The 17,851-nt window shown below is 63.7% G+C and carries 17 protein-coding genes; all 17 read right to left on the reverse strand.

Features of this window, described 5'->3' with window-relative positions; translation table 11 throughout:
• Window positions 1-24: 24 nt before the first annotated feature.
• A complete protein-coding gene (locus ODJ80_RS11320; protein WP_178862991.1) occupies window positions 25-345 on the reverse strand; it encodes an SCP2 sterol-binding domain-containing protein in 321 nt (106 codons plus the stop codon).
• Between the two features lie 326 nt (window positions 346-671).
• Complete coding sequence (locus tag ODJ80_RS11325) at window positions 672-2,855, reverse strand: polyribonucleotide nucleotidyltransferase (RefSeq protein ID WP_263042174.1); 2,184 nt, start codon at window positions 2,853-2,855, stop codon at window positions 672-674.
• Window positions 2,856-3,046: 191 nt separating this feature from the next.
• The gene (rpsO, locus tag ODJ80_RS11330) at window positions 3,047-3,310 is read right to left on the reverse strand and encodes a 30S ribosomal protein S15 (protein WP_177692191.1); all 264 of its coding nucleotides are present in this window, start codon (window positions 3,308-3,310) and stop codon (window positions 3,047-3,049) included.
• 97 nt (window positions 3,311-3,407) lie between these two features.
• The gene (ribF, locus tag ODJ80_RS11335) at window positions 3,408-4,367 is read right to left on the reverse strand and encodes a riboflavin biosynthesis protein RibF (protein WP_178862995.1); all 960 of its coding nucleotides are present in this window, start codon (window positions 4,365-4,367) and stop codon (window positions 3,408-3,410) included.
• Window positions 4,364-5,272 (reverse strand): tRNA pseudouridine(55) synthase TruB, encoded by a 909-nt coding sequence (gene truB, locus ODJ80_RS11340; RefSeq protein WP_263042175.1) that lies wholly within the window; start codon window positions 5,270-5,272, stop codon window positions 4,364-4,366. The genes ribF and truB overlap by 4 nt, the downstream gene beginning before the upstream one ends.
• Before the next feature lie 60 nt (window positions 5,273-5,332).
• Entirely contained in the window at window positions 5,333-6,178 is an 846-nt protein-coding gene (locus ODJ80_RS11345; RefSeq protein WP_263042176.1) for a SagB/ThcOx family dehydrogenase, read from the reverse strand.
• A gap of 72 nt (window positions 6,179-6,250) precedes the next feature.
• On the reverse strand, window positions 6,251-7,216 hold the full coding sequence (locus tag ODJ80_RS11350) for a DHH family phosphoesterase (protein ID WP_263042177.1): 966 nt from the start codon (window positions 7,214-7,216) through the stop codon (window positions 6,251-6,253).
• A gap of 3 nt (window positions 7,217-7,219) precedes the next feature.
• Window positions 7,220-7,603, reverse strand: coding sequence for a 30S ribosome-binding factor RbfA (gene rbfA, locus ODJ80_RS11355; protein WP_263042178.1), 384 nt, complete (start codon window positions 7,601-7,603; stop codon window positions 7,220-7,222).
• Window positions 7,604-7,977: 374 nt separating this feature from the next.
• Complete coding sequence (infB, locus tag ODJ80_RS11360) at window positions 7,978-10,341, reverse strand: translation initiation factor IF-2 (protein WP_263042179.1); 2,364 nt, start codon at window positions 10,339-10,341, stop codon at window positions 7,978-7,980.
• Window positions 10,331-10,666: a L7Ae/L30e/S12e/Gadd45 family ribosomal protein gene (locus ODJ80_RS11365; protein WP_178863007.1), complete on the reverse strand. Its 336-nt coding sequence runs from the start codon at window positions 10,664-10,666 to the stop codon at window positions 10,331-10,333. Before ODJ80_RS11365 ends, infB begins: the two co-directional genes overlap by 11 nt.
• The gene (gene rnpM, locus ODJ80_RS11370; RefSeq protein WP_178863009.1) at window positions 10,659-11,069 is read right to left on the reverse strand and encodes an RNase P modulator RnpM; all 411 of its coding nucleotides are present in this window, start codon (window positions 11,067-11,069) and stop codon (window positions 10,659-10,661) included. Before rnpM ends, ODJ80_RS11365 begins: the two co-directional genes overlap by 8 nt.
• A gap of 37 nt (window positions 11,070-11,106) precedes the next feature.
• Window positions 11,107-12,189 carry a transcription termination factor NusA gene (gene nusA, locus ODJ80_RS11375; RefSeq protein WP_178863012.1) on the reverse strand — a complete coding sequence of 361 codons (1,083 nt, stop codon included), beginning with the start codon at window positions 12,187-12,189 and terminating at the stop codon, window positions 11,107-11,109.
• Window positions 12,190-12,214: 25 nt separating this feature from the next.
• Window positions 12,215-12,709 (reverse strand): ribosome maturation factor RimP, encoded by a 495-nt coding sequence (gene rimP / locus ODJ80_RS11380; protein WP_016406037.1) that lies wholly within the window; start codon window positions 12,707-12,709, stop codon window positions 12,215-12,217.
• Window positions 12,710-12,887: 178 nt separating this feature from the next.
• Window positions 12,888-13,427: a stage V sporulation T C-terminal domain-containing protein gene (locus tag ODJ80_RS11385; RefSeq protein WP_317619913.1), complete on the reverse strand. Its 540-nt coding sequence runs from the start codon at window positions 13,425-13,427 to the stop codon at window positions 12,888-12,890.
• Window positions 13,428-13,760: 333 nt separating this feature from the next.
• Window positions 13,761-14,783 (reverse strand): lactonase family protein, encoded by a 1,023-nt coding sequence (locus ODJ80_RS11395; RefSeq protein ID WP_263042180.1) that lies wholly within the window; start codon window positions 14,781-14,783, stop codon window positions 13,761-13,763.
• Between the two features lie 204 nt (window positions 14,784-14,987).
• Window positions 14,988-16,391: an MBL fold metallo-hydrolase gene (locus ODJ80_RS11400; protein ID WP_263042181.1), complete on the reverse strand. Its 1,404-nt coding sequence runs from the start codon at window positions 16,389-16,391 to the stop codon at window positions 14,988-14,990.
• A 65-nt stretch (window positions 16,392-16,456) separates the two neighbouring features.
• On the reverse strand, window positions 16,457-17,746 hold the full coding sequence (locus tag ODJ80_RS11405; RefSeq protein WP_263042182.1) for a cation:proton antiporter: 1,290 nt from the start codon (window positions 17,744-17,746) through the stop codon (window positions 16,457-16,459).
• Window positions 17,747-17,851 lie beyond the last annotated feature (105 nt).

A 17,851-nucleotide genomic window follows, 5' to 3' on the forward strand; every position in this document is an offset into this window, starting at 1 on the left:
CGCCCTCCTTTCTGTTGAATCTTTTTACTTCAGCAGCTTTTTCAGCTCCAGGGCCTTGCCCAAATCCCCCTGGGCCTTCAGCTTGCCAAAGGTAAAGGCGGCCACGGGGTCCAGCTTGCCGTCGATGAGCTTCTGGAAATTCTCGCTGGAAATAGTGATCTCCACATCCCGGTCGTGATACTCATAGGGCTCGATGGCTAAGTTCCCGCCCTTGATCTCCACGTAGAAGGTGCCGGCGGCCTGGCCGGTGAGGTTGATCTGGATGCGGGTGGGGTCGGAGACCGCGGAGATGTCAGCGCCCAGAAAGCGGGCTTTCACCTGCTGGAAATACTCTTGAAATGTCATGGGGAGGACTCCTTTCCATGGAAATTGATAGTTTCATGTTACCACAGGGAAGCGGGGAAAACAATGTATTGCTTTACTAAAATAGAACGCATTGCAAGGGAGTTTTTCATCCACCTTCTTCAAAAAGGCAGCAGAGCACGGGCAGCGTCCCAGGGCCTTCCACGCAAAAGGGAGCTTTGCTTGCAAATGGACCCGGGAACCAGGAAGCGCCGTTTCCGCCTTTCGCAAACAAAAACCAGCGCCAACACCTTGCCTGGGTGCGGCGCTGGCCTGTTTGATTGCAGGATGTGGAAACGGGCGTTCAAGTGCTCCGCCCGGCTATGGGTTTACTCCCGGTGCTCTCTCCGGGGCCGGCGGTCCCTATCGCGGTGCTCCCGGCGGGGCTTCTCGGAGATATCGTTCTCCGGCACAGCGCCGTCCAGGTCGATGAGGGCGTCCCGGCGGCTGAGATTCAGGCGGCCCTTGTCGTCGATCTCCAGCACCTTCACCTTGACGATGTCGCCCACGTTCACCACGTCGGTGACCTTCTCGGTGCGCTTCACGTCCAGGCGGGAGATGTGCACCAGGCCCTCTTTGCCCGGGGCAATCTCCACAAAGGCGCCGAAGTCCATCAGCCGGGTGACGCGGCCGTTGTAGTAGGAGCCGGGCTCGGGGTCGTTGACAATGGTGTCCACAATGTCCAAAGCCCGCTGGCACTTCTGGAGATCCAGGCCGGAGATGAACACATGGCCGTCCTCTTCCACGTCCATCTTCACTTCGCACTCGGCGCAGATCTTCTGGATGACCTTGCCGCCGCTGCCGATGACCTCCCGGATCTTGTCCACGGGAATCTGGGTGGAGAGCATCTTGGGGGCGTAGGGGGAGAGCTCGGGGCGCACCTCGGGAATGGCCTTCAAGATGATTTCGTCAATGATATAGTTGCGGGCCTTGTGGGTCTTTTCCAGGGCTTCCTTCACCATGGCGGGGGTCAGGCCCTGGATCTTCAAATCCATCTGGATGGCGGTGATGCCCTTCTTGGTGCCGCCCACCTTAAAGTCCATGTCGCCGAAGAAATCCTCGATGCCCTGGATGTCCACCATGGTCATCCAGCGGTCTCCCTCGGTGATCAGGCCGCAGGAGATGCCGGCCACAGGGGCCTTGATGGGCACGCCCGCATCCATCAGGGCCAGGGTAGAGCCGCAGATGGAAGCCTGGCTGGTGGAGCCGTTGGAGGACAGCACCTCGCTGACCAGGCGGATGGTGTAGGGGAACTCGTCCACGCTGGGGATGACGGGCACCAAGGCACGCTCGGCCAAAGCGCCGTGGCCAATCTCCCGGCGGCCGGGGCCCCGGCTGGGCTTGGTCTCGCCCACAGAGTAAGAGGGGAAGTTGTAGTGGTGGATGTACCGCTTGCTCTCCTCCTCGTCAATGCCGTCCAGCAGCTGGTTGTCCCGGATGGAGCCCAGGGTAGCCACGGTGAGCACCTGGGTCTGGCCACGGGTGAACATGCCGGAGCCGTGGACGCGGGGCAGCAGGCCCACCTCAGCGGCCAGGGGGCGCATGTCGTCCATGCCGCGGCCGTCCACACGCTTCTGCTCGTCCAAAAGCCAGCGGCGCACCACATACTTCTGGGTCAGGTACAGGCACTCGTCGATCTTGGCCTCCTGCTCGGGGTACTCCGCGGCAAAGTGCTCGTGCACGTCCTCATAAACGGGCTTCAGGCGCTCGTCCCGCACGTTCTTGTCGTCGGTGTCCAGGGCGGCCCGGACCGCGTCCTCGGCGTAGTCCCGGATGGCCTCAAACATGCCGGGCTCCGGCTTGTTGGAGGGGTACTGGAACTTCTCCTTGCCGATTTCGGCCTGGATGCCCTTGATAAACTCGATGATCTTCTGGTTTGCCTCGTGGCCGGCCATGATGCCGTTATACATATCCTCGTCAGAGACCTCGTTGGCGCCGGCCTCGATCATGGCAATGCGCTCGTCGGTGGAGGCCACGGTGACGGCCATCTGGCTGACCTTGCGCTGGGCGGCGTTGGGGTTGATGACAAACTCACCGTCCACCAGGCCCACGGAAACGCCGGAAATGGGGCCCTTCCAGGGGATATCGGAGATGGACAGGGCAATGGAGGTGCCGATGAGGGCGGCGATCTCCGGGGAGTTGTCCTGGTCCACAGACATAACCGTGCAGACAATGGACACGTCGTTGCGCATGTCCTTGGGGAACAGGGGACGGATGGGCCGGTCAATCATCCGGCAGGTGAGGGTGGCCTTTTCGCTGGGGCGGCCCTCCCTCTTTAAAAAGGAGCCGGGGATCTTGCCCACAGAGTACAGCTTTTCCTCAAAATCCACCGAGAGGGGGAAAAAGTCGATGCCGTCCCGGGGCTTGGCAGAGGCGGTGGCCGCCACATGGACCACGGTGTCCCCATAGCGCACCAGGCACTCCCCATTGGCCAGCTGGGCCATTTTGCCGGTTTCAATCACCAGGGGCCTGCCCGCCAGCTCTGTCTCGAACACTTTAAAATTCTCGAACATAACAGGTTCCTTTCTCCCTGGCCGCTCCCGCCAGGGCGGTTTTTCAAAGGGCGGGCCTGTTTGACAAGGAAACAAGCCGGCCGGACGTCTCTCCGGCTGGTTTGCTTGTAAAACAGGTTCCGCCCCAAAAAGAGCGAAAGGCTGTGCCCGCCGGCCCAAAAGGCCCGCAGCCACAGCCCGCTGCTTTTCTCTTACTTACGGATGCCCAGCTCGGCAATGATGGCGCGGTAGCGCTCAATGTCGATCTTGGTCAGGTAGTTGAGAAGGTTTCTCCGCTGGCCAACCATCTTCAGCAGGCCGCGGCGGGAATGATGGTCCTTCTTGTTCTGGCGCAGGTGCTCGGTCAAGTCGTTGATGCGCTTGGTCAGCACGGCAATCTGCACCTCAGGAGAACCGGTGTCGCCCTCATGGCGGGCATACTTCTGGATAATCTCGGTCTTTTCAGTCTTTGTCATGGAAATTCCACCTTTTCCGCGGCCTCTGCCGCTTAAAATTCACCCGGTCCACAGGTAGGGGTTGGTGACTCCCTTATCCGAGGGGCGGGTAGCTTGATTATTTTATCACGGACTTTGCCTCTTGTAAAGTGGTTTGCGGGAAATATGGAGGGGAAATCCGGGAAGTGACAGCCTTGGCCTGCTCTCCATTCTCCCGGATGGCGGCTTTTAATTCGTCTAAAGAATGAAACTTCCGCTCTGGCCGAAGGAATTCCAACAGGAACACCCGCACCCGCTTGCCGTACAAATCCCCCTGAAAATCGGGCATCCAGGTCTCTGCCAGCACCCGGTCCGAGCCCACCGTGGGCTTGACCCCCACGTTGGTCACCCCGTAGAAATACTCGCCCCCCACCCGGCACCAGCTGGCGTACACCCCAAACTTGGGCAGCACAAACCCCTCTGGGATGGCCTGGTTGATGGTGGGGGTGCCCAGCCCCGTGCCGATGTGGTTGCCGTGGATGACCTCTAAGGAGAAGCCGAAGGGCCGCCCCAGCAGCCGGTTGGCCAGGGGGATGTCCCCGGCCTCCACCGCCGCCCGAATGCGGGTGGAGCTGACCTTTTGCTCCCCTTCCCGCACAGGGGGCGCCACATACAGCTCTGCCCCGGCCTGTTGGCACAGGCGGCGCAGCAGGGCCACGTCTCCCCGGGCCCCTTTCCCAAAGCGGAAATCCTCCCCGCAGCACAGGCGGCGGGCGCCGCATTTTGCGAACAGCACCTGCTGGACAAAGGCTTCCGCCTCCCAGTCCTTTACGGCGGCAAAGTCCAGGGAGTACAGCCGTTCCACGCCCGCGGCTTCCAGCAGGCGCTCCTTATCCCGGCCGGTGAGCACCGCGCTGTTGCCCGAGGGGCTGCGGGCAAAGGTGAGCACCGCAGGCTCTAGGGAAGCGCCCTCTTCCCCTGGGGCGCAGGCGGCGTGGATCACTGCCATGTGGCCCCGGTGCAGGCCGTCGAAAGCCCCCAATGCCAAGGAGCAGGGGGCGGCTTCCCCCATCTCCTCCAAGGTGCGGATAATTTTCATGGTGTGTTTTCCCCTTCCCAAAAGGCTTTGACAAAGCGCAGCTCCCCGGTTTCCCAGTCTGCCCGGCCCAGCCCCAAGAATGTGCCCTGGGGGGACCGTACCCGGCACAGGCCCTCTGGCGGGCGCTTCCGCAGCCGGGCCAGATCCAAGCCGCCACCATTTTGAAACCGGGTGGCCTGGGCCGGGCTGACCCACACCGCCGGGTAGGCGGCGAACAGGCTCTCCACCGGGCGCAGGGCCTCCTCCAGGCGGCCCTCCTCCGCCAGGGCCCTCAGCTCCTCTAAGGAGCGGGCGTCCCCCTCTTCAAAGCCGCAGGCCCGCACCCGGCGCAGGGCGGTCATGGTGCCGCAAGACCCCGCCGCTTTGGCGATGTCCTCGATCAGCACCCGGATGTACGTCCCCTTGGAGCAGGCGGCCCGCAGGCGGCCCTCCCGGCTCTGGGGGTCGTAGGAGAGCAGCTCCAGCCGGGAGACTGTCACCGGCCGGGCCTGCCGCTCCACCTCCAGGCCCTTACGGGCCAGCTCATACAGGCGCTTGCCGTTTACGGACACGGCGGAGTACATGGGCGGCACCTGCAAGATCTCCCCACGGAAGGCGGGCAGGGCGGCCTCCAGGGCCTGCTGGGAGACAAGGGCAGGGCTTTCCTCCACCACCTGCCCGGTGATGTCCCCGGTGTCCCGGCGCTCTCCCAGGCGGAAAGAGGCCACATACTCCTTGTCCGTGTCCGGCAGGAAGTTCAGGGCCTTGGCCGCCCGCCCCAGCAGGATGGGCAGCACCCCGGTGGCCATGGGGTCCAGGGTGCCGGTGTGGCCGATCTTTTTTTCATGGGCCAGGCCCCGCAGCACCGCCACCCCGTCGAACGAGGTGAACCCCTGGGGCTTGTCCAATATGATGATGCCGTTCATGGGTTGCCTCCTTTCTCCGTGATGGTGGACGAAACGTTTATCTTCCTTCGGCACGGCTTCTCACAATCCCTGCTCCTCCACAAAGCTGTAGAAGGCTTTTTCCTTGCTTTCATCCTCGGCCTTCACGGTGCCCACGCTCTGGGTGTAGAGGGTGAACTCCTCCTCCCCGTCCAGGCCGAAGGTCTTGTCGCACAGCTTCTGGTCATAGGCGCCGATGCCGCAGGTGCCCAGGCCCAAGGCCGCGCAGGCCAGGTACAGGTTTTCGCCCACATGGCCCATGTCCGCCATAATCATCCGGTGAGCATAAATGCCATACCGCCACTCGCTGCGGTAGGGGACAAAGCTCCAGTAGAACACCACGTTGCCCTTGGCAGCCCACCGCTGGCCGCACAGGGAAAGGTCCATCAGGTCCGCCAGGGCCTCCCGGTCCTCCATAGGAGAGAGCAGCTCCAGCTGGTGGGTCATGGGCAGGTAGTGGTAGGCGCCGGGCAGCAGGCCCTCCACCTGGCGCACCAGCAGGTAGGTTTCAAAGGGGTGCCGGGCCCCGCCGCAGGGGGCCGTGCGGATGGTGGCGTAGCTCTTGCCGCGGATGGACTTGATGCCCTGGGTGGCCCACAGCAGGAAGGAGAGCTGCAGCAGGCTCATGCCCTCCTGGGTGTAGACGCGGCTGCTCTTCCGCTTTACCAGCAGCTGATACAGGTTGTCCTCCAGCTCCAGGTTCTCAAAGTCCCGGGGCAGGTCAATTCGGTTTTCCGTCATGGGGGGCTTCACCAGGGGCGGCTGGGGCTTTTTCAGCTCCTGGTCGCTTTTGTAATCGCTGCCGTTTTTCTCCAGTTCCGCCGTGTCCCGGGATTTTAAGAAATCCCGGCCCCTCTGCATCATTTCCCGAACAAGCCTTTCCTCCATTGAGCTCTCTCCTTTCACAGGTTCCCTATGCCAGCGCAGGGCCGGCCCCCGGGCCGCCCCTGCGCAGATCTCTCACAAAAGCCCCAGCTCTGCCAAATAAGAGCCGCAGGCCTCCTCCATTTTCTGTTGGGCCTCCTCCAGGGAGACCTTTCCCAACGAGCAGCCAGCCGCCCCCTGGTGGCCGCCGCCCCCAAAGCGCCCGCACAGCGCTGAGGCGTCCGCCGGGGGGTTAGCCCGCACCGACACCTTCACGGCGCCGTCCTCCTTTTCCTTCAGGGTGACGCCCAGCACCACCCCCTGGATCTCCCGGGGCATGGCGGCAATGCCCTCCAGCTCGCTTTCCTGGGCGCCGGTCTCGGCGAAGATGCTGTAGGGCAGAGTCACCAGGGCGCATTTGCCGCCGCTGGAAAACCGCATGGAGTCCATGGCCCGGCGCTCCGCCTCCACTTGGGCCTTGGACTTGCTCTCAAACATGGCCCGGTTGATCTCCGCCGCCCGGGCGCCCCGCTCCAGCAGGTCCGCGGCAATGCGGAGGGTGCGGGGGGTCACGTTCTGGTAGCGGAAGCAGCCGGTATCCGTGGCCAGGCCCGTGTACAGGCAGTCCGCCACGGCGGGGGCCAGCTCCACCCCCAGCTGTCCCAGCAGGGCCCAGATCATCTCCGTGGTGGCGGCAGCCTCCGGCTCCACCCAGCGCTCCCGGGCGAAGGGCACATGGGTGCCGTGGTGGTCAATGGCCAGCTCCGCCCGGGCAAGGTACTCCGGGGGAGCGTTTTTCCCCAGCAGCTTCTTGTCCGCCACATCCACTGCCATCACATGCTCCGGCTCAAAGGTTCCCAGGGCCAAGCCCTCAAACAGGAAAGCGAACTTCTCCGGCACCGGGTCGGCGCAGAAGAAGGCCACCTCCTTACCCAGGCTTGCCAGGCCCCGCAGCAGGGCGCTGGCAGAGCCCAGGGTGTCCCCGTCGGGGGAGGCATGGCTCATCACCAAAATCTTGTCCCAGCCCTGCAGCAGGGCTGCGGCTTGGGCGCAATCCAGCATGGCTTACTCCTCCTGGCTGGGGGCAGCTTCGTCCCCGGCCTGTTCCGGCTCCAGCTCGTGAAGCAGCTGGGAGATGTGGGTGCCGTACTCAATGGAATCGGTGGCCTTGAAGATCAGCTGGGGCACATGGCGCAGGGAGAGGCGCTTTCCCAGCTCCCGGCGGATGAACCCGGCGGCGGACTTCAGGCCCTGCACGGCGGTTTTGGAGCGCTCTAAGCCCTCCATGGTGCTGACGTAGACCGTGCAGTAGGAGAGGTCGTTGGTGACCTCCACCCGCACCAGGCTGAGGAGGCAGTCCTTCACCCGGGGGTCCTTCACCTCCCGCAGGATGGCGGTGAGCTCCCGATGGATGTCCTCAGTGGTGCGGTCGATTTTAAAGCTAGGCATAGCGATGCCTCCTTTGCAAAAAAGTGGAAAACATGTAAACGCCGAAGGCGCGTCAAAGTTTTGGTCAAACTTTTTCAAAAGTTTGCGGTTGGTAAGGCGGAGCCTTACGGTCTTGCCCTTGGGGCGCAGCCGGGAAAGAATGTAGAGCTTCCGGCCGCACGGCGCGCAGCGCATAGGCCAAAGCTCGGATGGCCTTCCGCTGGGATTTTTGAAAAAATACTAGCAAGGTGAAAAAAGTCCGGAGAACTGTTCACAGGGCTTCGCCCTGGTATGACAGTTCTCCTACCTTTCTCTTCGCAAAGCTGCGCTTTGCTTTTTAAGGTCGCAGCCTTTTGAAAAAGGCTGCACCGAAAACTTTTACGCCGCTTCGCGGTTTATTCCCGGTACTCCTCCATCTCGTAGGCCTCCAGCACGTCGCCCTGCTTGATGTCGGAGAACTTCTCCAGGGTGATGCCGCAGTCGTAGCCCTCTGCCACTTCCCGCACGTCGTCCTTAAAGCGCCGCAGGGAGGCCACCTTGTCGTCGGCCACAATGATGCCGTCCCGCACCACGCGCACCTGGGCGTTGCGGGTGATCTTGCCGCTGGTGACGTGGCCGCCAATGACCATGCCCACGTTGGAGATCTTGTAGGTCTCCCGGCACTCGGCACGGCCCAAAGCCACTTCCCGGTACTTGGGGGCCAGCATGCCCTTCATGGCGGACTCAATCTCCTCGATGCAGTCGTAGATAATGCGGTACAGCCGCATGTCCACGCCGTCCCGCTTGGCGTTCTCCTCGGCCACGGGGTCGGGCCGCACGTTAAAGCCCACAATAATGGCGTTGGAGGCGTTGGCCAGCATAACGTCGCTTTCGCTGATGGCGCCCACCGCCCCGTGGATGATGTGCACCCGCACTTCGTCGTTGGAAAGCTTCTCCAAGGACTGGCGCACGGCCTCCACAGAGCCCTGCACGTCGGCCTTGACAATGATCTTCAGCTCCTTCATGTCGCCCTCTTTCATCTGCTCGAACAGATTGTCCAGGGTGACCTTGGTCTGGGAGTTGAACTGGGCCTCCTTCTGCTCTGTCAGGCGCTGTTCCACCAGTTCCCGGGCCAGGCGCTCATCAGAGACCGCGTTGAAGATATCGCCGCCCACGGGCACATCGTTCAGGCCGGTGATCTCCACAGGCACAGAGGGCCCGGCTTCCTTCACCCGGCGGCCCCGGTCGTCCATCATAGAGCGCACACGGCCCACAGTGGTGCCGGCCACAATGGTATCCCCGGCGCGCAGGGTGCCGTTCTGCACCAGCACAGTGGCCACAGGGCCCATGCCCTTGTCCAGGCGGGCTTCGATGACGGTGCCCTTGGCGGCACGGTCCGGGTTGGCCTTCAGCTCCATCATGTCGGCGGTCAGCAGGATCATCTCCAGCAAATCGTCAATGCCCTGCTTGGTATGGGCGGAAACGGGGATGCAGGGGGTGTCGCCGCCCCACTCCTCGGGCACCAGCTCATACTCGGTGAGCTGTTCCTTCACCCGCTCGGGGTTGGCGCCCTCCTTGTCCATCTTGTTGATGGCCACAATGATGGACACCCCGGCGGCCTTGGCGTGGTTGATGGCCTCCACGGTCTGGGGCATGATGCCGTCGTCCGCGGCCACCACCAGCACGGCAATGTCCGTCACCTGGGCGCCGCGGGCGCGCATGGTGGTAAAGGCCGCGTGGCCGGGGGTGTCCAGGAAGGTGATGTCCCGGCCGTCCACCTGCACCCGGTAGGCGCCGATGTGCTGGGTGATGCCGCCGGCCTCGCCCTCGGTGACGTGGGAGTGGCGGATCACGTCCAGAATGGAGGTCTTGCCGTGGTCCACGTGGCCCATCACCACCACCACGGGGGCGCGGGGCACCAGGTTGGCCTCATCGTCCTCGCTGTCGTCGATGATGCGCTCCTCGATGGTGACCACCACTTCCTTCTCCACCTTGGCGTGGAACTCGTCAGCCACCAGCACGGCGGTGTCAAAGTCGATGGTGTCGTTGATGGCGGCGAACACGCCCAGGCTCATCAGCTTTTTGATGACCTCCGGGGCGGAGACCTTCAGCCGCAGGGCAAACTCGCCCACGGTGATCTCGTCCGGCACCTCGATGGTGATGTGCTTGGCGGCCCGCTCCCGGGCGATGCGGTTCAAGCGCTCGGCCTCGGTCTCCCGCTTGCCGCGGCGCTGGCCACGGCGCTGGCTGTTCCGGTTGGGGAACTTCTGCTTGGTCACCACGTTGTCGGTGCGGGTTTTCACCTTCTGGTCGGCCAGCTGGTCATATTTCTCGTTGTACTTGTCGATATTCACGTTGGAGGAACGGGTGTCCACCACGCGGCGAACCGGCTGCTTGTGGGCCTCTGGCGCAGGGGCGGCAGGCTTTTGCACCTGGGGCGCGGCCTGCGGGGCAGGGGCCTGGCCCTTTTCCTGCCTGCGGCCCTCGGGGGCCTTCTGAGAGGCCTCCCCCTTGGAAGCCGGGGCTTTCTGAGGCGCCTTGGGGGCCGGGGCGGCCTCTTGGGCGGGGGCAGCTGCTTCCCGCTGGGCAAAATAGGCGTCCAGGCTCTCCATATTCCGCTGCTGGGTAAAGGCCTCAAAGACCACGTCCAGCTCTTCCTCGGTCAGGGCGGTCATATACTTTTTGGGTTCGGGGAAATACTTTGCCAGGGTGTCCAGCACGTCCTTGTTGGGGATGTTCAAATCCTTGGCCACTTCCCGCACTCTGTATTTAATCATCATGGGCATGTTCCTCCTTCTCTTCCGATGGGGCCCCCGCCAGCTTTTGCACAGCCCTGGCGAAGCCTGGATCTGTCAAGGCCAGCACCCCGGCCCGCACGCCGCAGGCCCGGCCCAGCTCTTCCATGCCGGCGCTCACCCGCAGGGTGGGGATGCCGGCCCGGTCCCCCTCATAGCGCAGGTTCTTTACCGTTTTCTCTGAAATGTCCCGGGCAGCCAGCAGCAGGGCCGCTTTCCCGCTTTTGGCGGCGGTGGCCGCCGCGTCGAACCCGGGCTCTATCTTCCCGGCCCTTCTGGCCAGGCCCAGCAAAGAGAGCAGCTTATCCACCGCTGCCGCCCCCTCTCCTCTGGGGAAGGGCCTCTTCCGGCTCTTCGATGACGATGATGGGCCGCCCCTTCTCGTCCCGGGGGACGCTGGCCGCCTGGGCCGCCTCCTCCTGGGCCTGCTGGGCCCGCTGGATCTCTTCCTCCATGCGGTCGTAGACCTCCTCGGGGATCTTGCAGGAGAAGGCTCGCTCCAGCCGCCGGGACTTGCGGGCCAGCCGCAGGCACTGGGCGTCCCGGCAGAGGTAGGCCCCCCGGCCCGGCTTTTTGCCGGTCAGGTCCAAAGAGATCTCTGGGGGGGCGGCCTCCTCCTTCTGAGGGGCCTTTACCACCCGCACCAGTTCCTTTTTGGGCTTCATCTCATTGCAGCCCAGGCACATGCGCATGGGCGTTTTCTTTGGCCGCATGGTCTTCTCCTCCGTTCCATTGGGCGGGGACGCCGCCTTATTGTTCCTCGCCGTAGAAGCCGCTTTCCGGCTTGATGTCGATTTTCCAGCCGGTGAGCTTGGCGGCCAGGCGGGCGTTCTGCCCCTTGTTGCCGATGGCCAGGGAAAGCTGGTTGTCCGGCACAGTCACCCTGCAGGAGCGGGAGCCGTCCTCCGCCAGCTCTACCGAGAGCACGTTGGCCGGAGAGAGCGCCGCCGCGATGAACTGCTTGGGCTCCTCGCTGTACTCCACAATGTCGATCTTCTCGCCGCCCAGCTCGTCCACAATCTCTGAGACACGGCTGCCCCGAGCGCCGATACAGGCGCCCACGGCGTCCACCGCCGGGTCGTTGCTCATCACGGCCAACTTGGTGCGGGAGCCCGCCTCCCGGGAAACGGCCTTGATCTCCACCGTGCCGTCATAGATCTCCGGCACCTCGGTTTCAAACATGCGCTTCACCAGGTCGGGGTGGGTGCGGGAGATAATGGCCTTGGGGCCCTTCTCGGTTTCGCGCACATCGACCACATATACCTTTATGTAGTCGCCCTCCTTCACATTCTCCCCGCCGATCTGCTCGTTTTTCGGCAGCACGGCCTCGGCCTTGCCCAGCCGCAGGGAGATGGCCCCGGTGCGGGGGTCAATGCGCTCCACCAGGCCGCTGACCAGCTCTTGGTGCTTAGACTGGAACTCCTCCATCATCTGGCCCCGCTCACTGTCCCGAATGCCCTGGCGGATGATGTTGCGGGCAGTCTGGGCGGCCACCCGGCCGAACTGCTTGGTGTCCAGCTTAATGCGCACAAACCGGCCCACGCAGGCGGTGGGGTCCACCTGCTTGGCCTTGTCCAGCAGGTACTGGCGGTTGGGGTCCTCCACCTCTTCCACAATCTCTTTGCGCAGGTACACGTTGAAGACGCCCTTTTCCCGGTCCACGTCGATGTCCACGTCCTCGTTGCCATAGTTGTTCTTGCAGGCGGTGGAGATGGCCTTCTTGATTTTATCCAGCATATACTCCGCCGGGATGCCCTTCTCCTTCTCCAACAAATCCAGAGCCAGGAACAGCTCCTCGTTGCCCTGCTTCTCCGGTTCCTTCTTCTTTGCCATGGTCTAGCCTCGCTCCTTTGCTACCTTATTCGTCAAGCCCTTCATCCACCGAATGGATGGAGGAGCACTCTTTCTTCTCCACGGTCACGCTGGTCTCCTCATCCAGCTGGATTTCCAGCTGGCCGCCCTCCTCTGCCCGCAGCAGAATGCCGCACAGCTCACGCTGGCCGTTTTCCAGGGGGCGGATGAGCCGGGCCCGCACCGGACGGCCCACATAGGCCGCAAAATGCTCTGGCCGGGTGAGCCTGCGCTCCAGCCCGGGGGAAGAGACCTCCAGCAGGTACTCCTGGGGGATGGGGTCCTCCCGGTCCAGCACGGGGCTCAGGGCGTGGGTCATGTCCACGCAGTCGTCGATGGAAACGCCGCCCTCCTTGTCGATAAATACCCGCAGGAACCAGTCGGCCCCCTCCTTGACGAACTGCACGTCCCACAGGGACAGCCCCAGCTCTTGGGCCAGGGGCCCGCACATCTCCCAGACGCGCTGGGACACATTTCCTTTTTTCTTGGGCGCGGAACGCATGCTTCTCCCGTCCTTTCCCGGCCCTGGGGCCGCTTTTTCTGCTTTTGCTTTATAAGCAAACAAAAGAGCGGGTCGCCCCACTCTTTCATCATCCTACCTATACCTTAGTGATTATACCACCCCATGCCAGGAAAATCAAGGCTTTTTCTGCGTTTTCTCCTCGCGCGGCCCCCGGGATTCACACCTCCAGCTGCCGGGAGAGGAACATGGCGGCGGCCCGGGCGCTTTCCAGGACCTCTGTGCTGACCCGGGCGGGGGACTTCTCCCCCTTCAGCAACATCACGGCGCCCATGGGGTCCCCGTTGGAAACCACCGGGTACACCGCCACTGCGGCGGCCGCCAGCCCCTGGGCCGCCAGCACGGTGTTCTCCCCCGCGGCGGCAAAGTGCCGCTTGCCCTGGACCAGCTCCTCCAGCTGGGGAGACAGGGGTTTGTGGAGCAGCTCCTTCTTGGCGGGGCCCGCCACGGCAATGACCTGTTCCACGTCGCAGATGGCGGCCCCCAGCCCGGAAAGGGACACCAGGGCCCCGGCATAGGCTTGGGCCAGGGCCGCCATCTCCCCCACGGGGGAATACTTTTTCAAGATGACCTCCCCGGAGACATCGGTGAAGATCTCCATGGGCATGCCCTCCCGGATTTTCAGCGTGCGGCGGATCTCCTTGGGGATGACCACCCGCCCAAGGTCGTCAATCCTCCGCACGATTCCTGTTGCTTTCATACCATTCCTCCCAAAATTCTGCCGGGGCAAGGGGCCGCGGCCTCCGTCCCGCTTGGTTTCGTGAGTTAGTATTTGCCAGCTCTGGCCCCATTATCCACCCTTTTCGGCAGCGGAAAAACGCCCGGAAGGCCAGCTTCCAGGCGTTTTTTATTAGAATGTTTTAGAATGGCGCAAAATTTTCCATCCCCCATCCCTCAGGGCCGCACGGCGGTGCCGTCGGTGGTGCGGGCCAAACACCGGGCAATACCCTTGCCAATGCCCCGGCTGGCCCCCGTGACCACCGCTTTTTTCCGTTCCAAATCACATGCCTCCCTTTCTGCGCATATACAGAACTTACTCTCTCCACTTCACGCAGGCCGCCTGGGGGATCTCCACGCTGCACAGGGCCTCTCCCAGCAGGCCGGTCTTTTCCTCCCGGGGGAACAGCACCAGGTTCCCCGGCTCCTGGTTGGCGGCGGCCACATAGCGCCCGTCCGGGCTGAGGGCAAAGCTGCGGGGGCAGCTGCCCCCGGTGGGGAACCGCCCCAGGGGCAGCAGGGCCTCGCCCTCCCCCAGCACCTGGAAGCCGCACAGGCACCCCGGCCCCCGGACCGAGGCGTACAAAAACCGGCCGTCCGGGGACAGGTGGATGTCCGCCGCCCAGGTCTCCGCCGGGTCCGAGGCCTGGCGCAGGGGGTACTCCCCCGCCTTTTCCAGCCGGTCCCCCTCCCGGCGGAGCACCAGCAGGGAGCTGTCCAGCTCTGTCACCAGGTAGAGCCACTTCCCGCTGGGGTGGAAGGCAAAGTGCCGGGGGCCCTGCCCGGGCCCCGTCTCCAGCCAGGGCTGCCCTTCCTCAGGGCGCAGCGTTCCCCCCTCCTCCTGGACAAACTGGTAGAGCCGGTCCGTGCCCAGGTCCGCCACCAGCAGGCGGGCGCCTTCCGGCGCAGGCTGGGCCGAGTGGATGTGGGCCCGCTCCTGGCGCCGGGCATTGGGACCGTGCCCGTGGAACTCCTGGTAAAAGCAGGGCTCGCCGCTGGCGGCATCCAGCCCCGTCAGCGTGCCCCCCGCGTATCCCGAGGCGTACAGCCGCCCGCCGCTGGCAGTGATGTGGCACAGCCCCGCCCCGGGGACTTCCCGGTGCCAAAGGGCACGCAGCCCGCCGCCCTCCTCCCGGGAAAGGCAGGCAGCCCCAGCCCGGCCGGGCAGCTCCTCCACCACATACAGCCGGTCCTCCCAGGGCAGCACATAGGAGGGGTTTTCCAGGCCGCAGAAACGGCCCGCCTCCCGCAGGGCCCTGCCGTCAAACCGCCAGGAGCGGACGCCCGCCTCCTCTTTGGAGCCCGTGTAGGCCCCCGTGTACAGTTCATACTCCTTCATATCGGTCTCTCCTCCCATCTAGCAGCAGAAGCCCGCCCACGCACCCAGGGCAGCTGTGGACCGGCTTCTGTCATCGCAGTGATTATACCATATCCTTTGGGAAAGGAAAGGATATTTTACTAAAAAACCAGGACTATTTTCCGGTTTTTCAACTTCTTTCACAAGAAAAAAGCGGCCCGAAGGCCGCCCTTTTCCCTTGCTTATTTAGATGTACCGGAAATTGATGCCCGCACAGCCCAGCTCGCAGTGGGCTTCGGGATAGTTCTTCTCCGGCGTGCAGGGGATTTCCCCCGCCAGCAGGCCGTCGCACAGGGCCATCATGTCTGTGATGACCCGTTCCCGGATGGGGTTAAAGTACTGGGAAGTCCCCGCCAGGTAGTCCTGCTGGTGGCGGCCATCGCCGCCGTTTTCCTGAATGCCGTGGCCTCCCAGCCAGGCGTAGTCCCGGGCCTGGGGCAGGTGGGGCGCGAAGCGCTCTAAGGCCTGGCGGTACTGGGCCACCAGCTCCAGGGCCTGCTGTTCCGGCGTGATCAGCAGCACGATGTATCCGGAGCCGATGGCGTCCCCGGTGAACAGGCACTTGTGGAAGGGGTCCGCAAACACCACCGAGTGGGGCGTGTGCCCGGGCAGCTCCCACACCTCCACCTGGACGCCGCCCCCTAGGTCGATAACCGTGCCTTCCTCTATGGGCATCAGCTCCGGCAGGGAGGCTCCCGGGTGGCTCAGGGCACTGGGATAGTTCTCCGGATGTTCCTTCAGGGGCGCGATGTCCTCCTTGTGCAGGTACACCCGGGGGAACTTGTCGATCCAGTGCATGTGGTCCAAGTGGGGATGGGTCACCGCCACCTCCACCGGCAGGTCTGTCAGCTGGGACACCAGCCCCGCCAGGTCCCCTTCTCCCATGCCCGTGTCGATGAGCAGCGCCTTCTCCCGGCCCTCCACCAGGTAGCAGCTGGCGGTGAACCAGTCGTCAATGCGCCACACCCCGGGCTTCAGCCACATCACCTGGAACTGAGTCCTCCGGTCCTGGGACAGCAGCCACTCCACAGCCCCGTCCTCCAGGGCCCCTTGCCAGGGGTCCCCCTGGGCCGGGCTGCGCTCCTCCACCTGGGAGCCTCCCGCGGCCCGCAGGCCCATGGCCAGCCGCTCCACGTCCGCCGTGGCCCGGCCGTCCCGCAGCACCAGGGGCTCGCCCTTCACCGGATAGGCCCGCAGGGGCACATCTTTCAGGGCGCGGGCCTCATAGGGGTCACCGTGCCCTCCGATGGCGCACACCCCGGCGAACCACTGGGGGAAGCGGCTCCCCAGCCGCCACACCCAGTCCGCCGCCGCGGGGGTCCCCAGCAAGGCCACACGGCACTCGTCCACGTCCTCCCTCTGGCGCAGGGACCAGAACAGGTCCGCCAAGTCCCCCTCCTGGGCGCCCTCCACGGGCACAGCGGCCACCGCCGCCCCTTTTGCCCGGGCCGCCAGCTGGGCCAAGGCCCGCTTCCCTTCCTCCTGCCCGCCAGCCAGGCAGACCACCAGGGGGCAGGGCCCCTCCTCAGCGGCTTTTTCCCAAAGGCAAGCCAGTGTTCCGGCTGGGCCGGTGCAGATCATTTCTTCCATGATGTTCTCTCCTTTCCCGTGTGTTTTCTATAGGCTCCCCAAGCAGCAGAAGCCATGCTCAACGCTTATTTTTTCCTTTTCTGCGCCGCCAGCACCTGCTCGGCCTGCTCGTCGCTCATCCCGCCCAGCTTGTCCGCCATGCTGTAGCGCTCCACCAAGGGGGTGGAGCGCCCGGCCTCCGGCGTGCCCCGCTTGCCCTTAAAGGCCAGCTTCAGGGCGATGGGGGTGAACACTGCGCAGCACACCACCATGATGATCACCGGCCCAAAGTAGGACTCGGGCATCAGCCCCATGGAGGCGCCCCGGTTGGCCACAATCAGGGCTACCTCGCCCCGGCAGGCCATGCCCAGGCCCACCTGGACGCTCTCCCGCCAGGTGAAGCCGCAGGCCTTGGCCCCCAGGCCGCAGCCGATAAGCTTGGAGAAAATGGCCACCAGCACCAGCAGCACCGCAAACACAAGGATCTGCCAGCTCATTTCCGGCAGCTCCACCTTCAGGCCAATGCTGGCAAAGAAGACGGGGGCCAGCAGCAAATAGGAGAGGGGCTGGAACTTGGACTCGATATACGCGCCCCGGGGGGTGTTGGCCACAATAACGCCGGCAGCAAAGGCGCCGATGATGTCCGCCACGCCGAAGACCTCCTCGGCCACAAAGGCCATGACAAGGCACAGCACAAAGGCCAGCAGGGGAAACCGGTGCAGGTTTTTCTGGAACCGGTTCTCATACCAGGTAAAGAGCTTGACCCCCACAAAAGCCATCGCCGCTACGAACACAAAGAACAGCAGGATCTTCACCAGCACCAGGCCCACGTTCACCGTGTCCCCGGCCAGGCTGGTGACAATGGTCAGCACGATGAGACCCAGCACGTCGTCGATGAGGGCGGCGGCCAGGATGTTGTTGCCCACCTTGGTGTTCAGCTTGCCGATCTCTTTCAGGGTTTCCACTGTGATGGAAACCGAGGTGGCCGTCAAGATGGTGCCAATGAACACATGCTGCAGGATCAGGCTGGGGTCGCTCTCTCCGGGGGCGAAGAGGAACCCCAGCAGGGTGCCCATGCCCAGGGGCACCAGCACGCCCACCAAAGCCACCAGAAAGCCGGACTTGCCCGCCTGCTTCAGCTCCTTGATATCCGTGGACATGCCTGCCCCAAACATGATGACGATAACGCCGATCTCCGACAGGCTGTTTAAAAACTCCGTGGGCTGGATGATGTTCAGCACCGCCGGGCCGAAGATCAGCCCCGCCAGCAGGGCGCCCACCACCTGGGGCAGCTGCAGCTTTTGGGTGATCAGTCCCAGCACCTTGGTGCTCAAAAGGATGAGCGCCACGTCCAACAAAAACTTGTACGATTCCATGTTCAGTTCCCCTCTCTGCCGGTTCCCGCCGGCCCTTCTTTTATTATACCAACCCTCCCGGTGATTGCAAGAGGAAAGAGCTCTCCCCCAGCCCTCTGCAGATTC

The sequence above is a fragment of the Acutalibacter sp. LFL-21 genome (genome assembly GCF_025630755.1).
GTDB lineage: Bacteria > Bacillota > Clostridia > Oscillospirales > Acutalibacteraceae > Acutalibacter > Acutalibacter stercoravium.

Excerpts from the sequence above, each read along its gene's own strand:
- ODJ80_RS11320 (WP_178862991.1), bottom strand. The coding sequence starts at position 345 with ATGACATTTCAAGAGTATTTCCAGCAGGTGAAAGCCCGCTTTCTGGGC.
- ODJ80_RS11325 (WP_263042174.1), bottom strand. The coding sequence starts at position 2,855 with ATGTTCGAGAATTTTAAAGTGTTCGAGACAGAGCTGGCGGGCAGGCCC.
- rpsO (WP_177692191.1), bottom strand. The coding sequence starts at position 3,310 with ATGACAAAGACTGAAAAGACCGAGATTATCCAGAAGTATGCCCGCCAT.
- ribF (WP_178862995.1), bottom strand. The coding sequence starts at position 4,367 with ATGAAAATTATCCGCACCTTGGAGGAGATGGGGGAAGCCGCCCCCTGC.
- truB (WP_263042175.1), bottom strand. The coding sequence starts at position 5,272 with ATGAACGGCATCATCATATTGGACAAGCCCCAGGGGTTCACCTCGTTC.
- ODJ80_RS11345 (WP_263042176.1), bottom strand. The coding sequence starts at position 6,178 with ATGGAGGAAAGGCTTGTTCGGGAAATGATGCAGAGGGGCCGGGATTTC.
- ODJ80_RS11350 (WP_263042177.1), bottom strand. The coding sequence starts at position 7,216 with ATGCTGGATTGCGCCCAAGCCGCAGCCCTGCTGCAGGGCTGGGACAAG.
- rbfA (WP_263042178.1), bottom strand. The coding sequence starts at position 7,603 with ATGCCTAGCTTTAAAATCGACCGCACCACTGAGGACATCCATCGGGAG.
- infB (WP_263042179.1), bottom strand. The coding sequence starts at position 10,341 with ATGATGATTAAATACAGAGTGCGGGAAGTGGCCAAGGATTTGAACATC.
- rnpM (WP_178863009.1), bottom strand. The coding sequence starts at position 11,069 with ATGCGGCCAAAGAAAACGCCCATGCGCATGTGCCTGGGCTGCAATGAG.
- nusA (WP_178863012.1), bottom strand. The coding sequence starts at position 12,189 with ATGGCAAAGAAGAAGGAACCGGAGAAGCAGGGCAACGAGGAGCTGTTC.
- rimP (WP_016406037.1), bottom strand. The coding sequence starts at position 12,709 with ATGCGTTCCGCGCCCAAGAAAAAAGGAAATGTGTCCCAGCGCGTCTGG.
- ODJ80_RS11385 (WP_317619913.1), bottom strand. The coding sequence starts at position 13,427 with ATGAAAGCAACAGGAATCGTGCGGAGGATTGACGACCTTGGGCGGGTG.
- ODJ80_RS11395 (WP_263042180.1), bottom strand. The coding sequence starts at position 14,783 with ATGAAGGAGTATGAACTGTACACGGGGGCCTACACGGGCTCCAAAGAG.
- ODJ80_RS11400 (WP_263042181.1), bottom strand. The coding sequence starts at position 16,391 with ATGGAAGAAATGATCTGCACCGGCCCAGCCGGAACACTGGCTTGCCTT.
- ODJ80_RS11405 (WP_263042182.1), bottom strand. The coding sequence starts at position 17,746 with ATGGAATCGTACAAGTTTTTGTTGGACGTGGCGCTCATCCTTTTGAGC.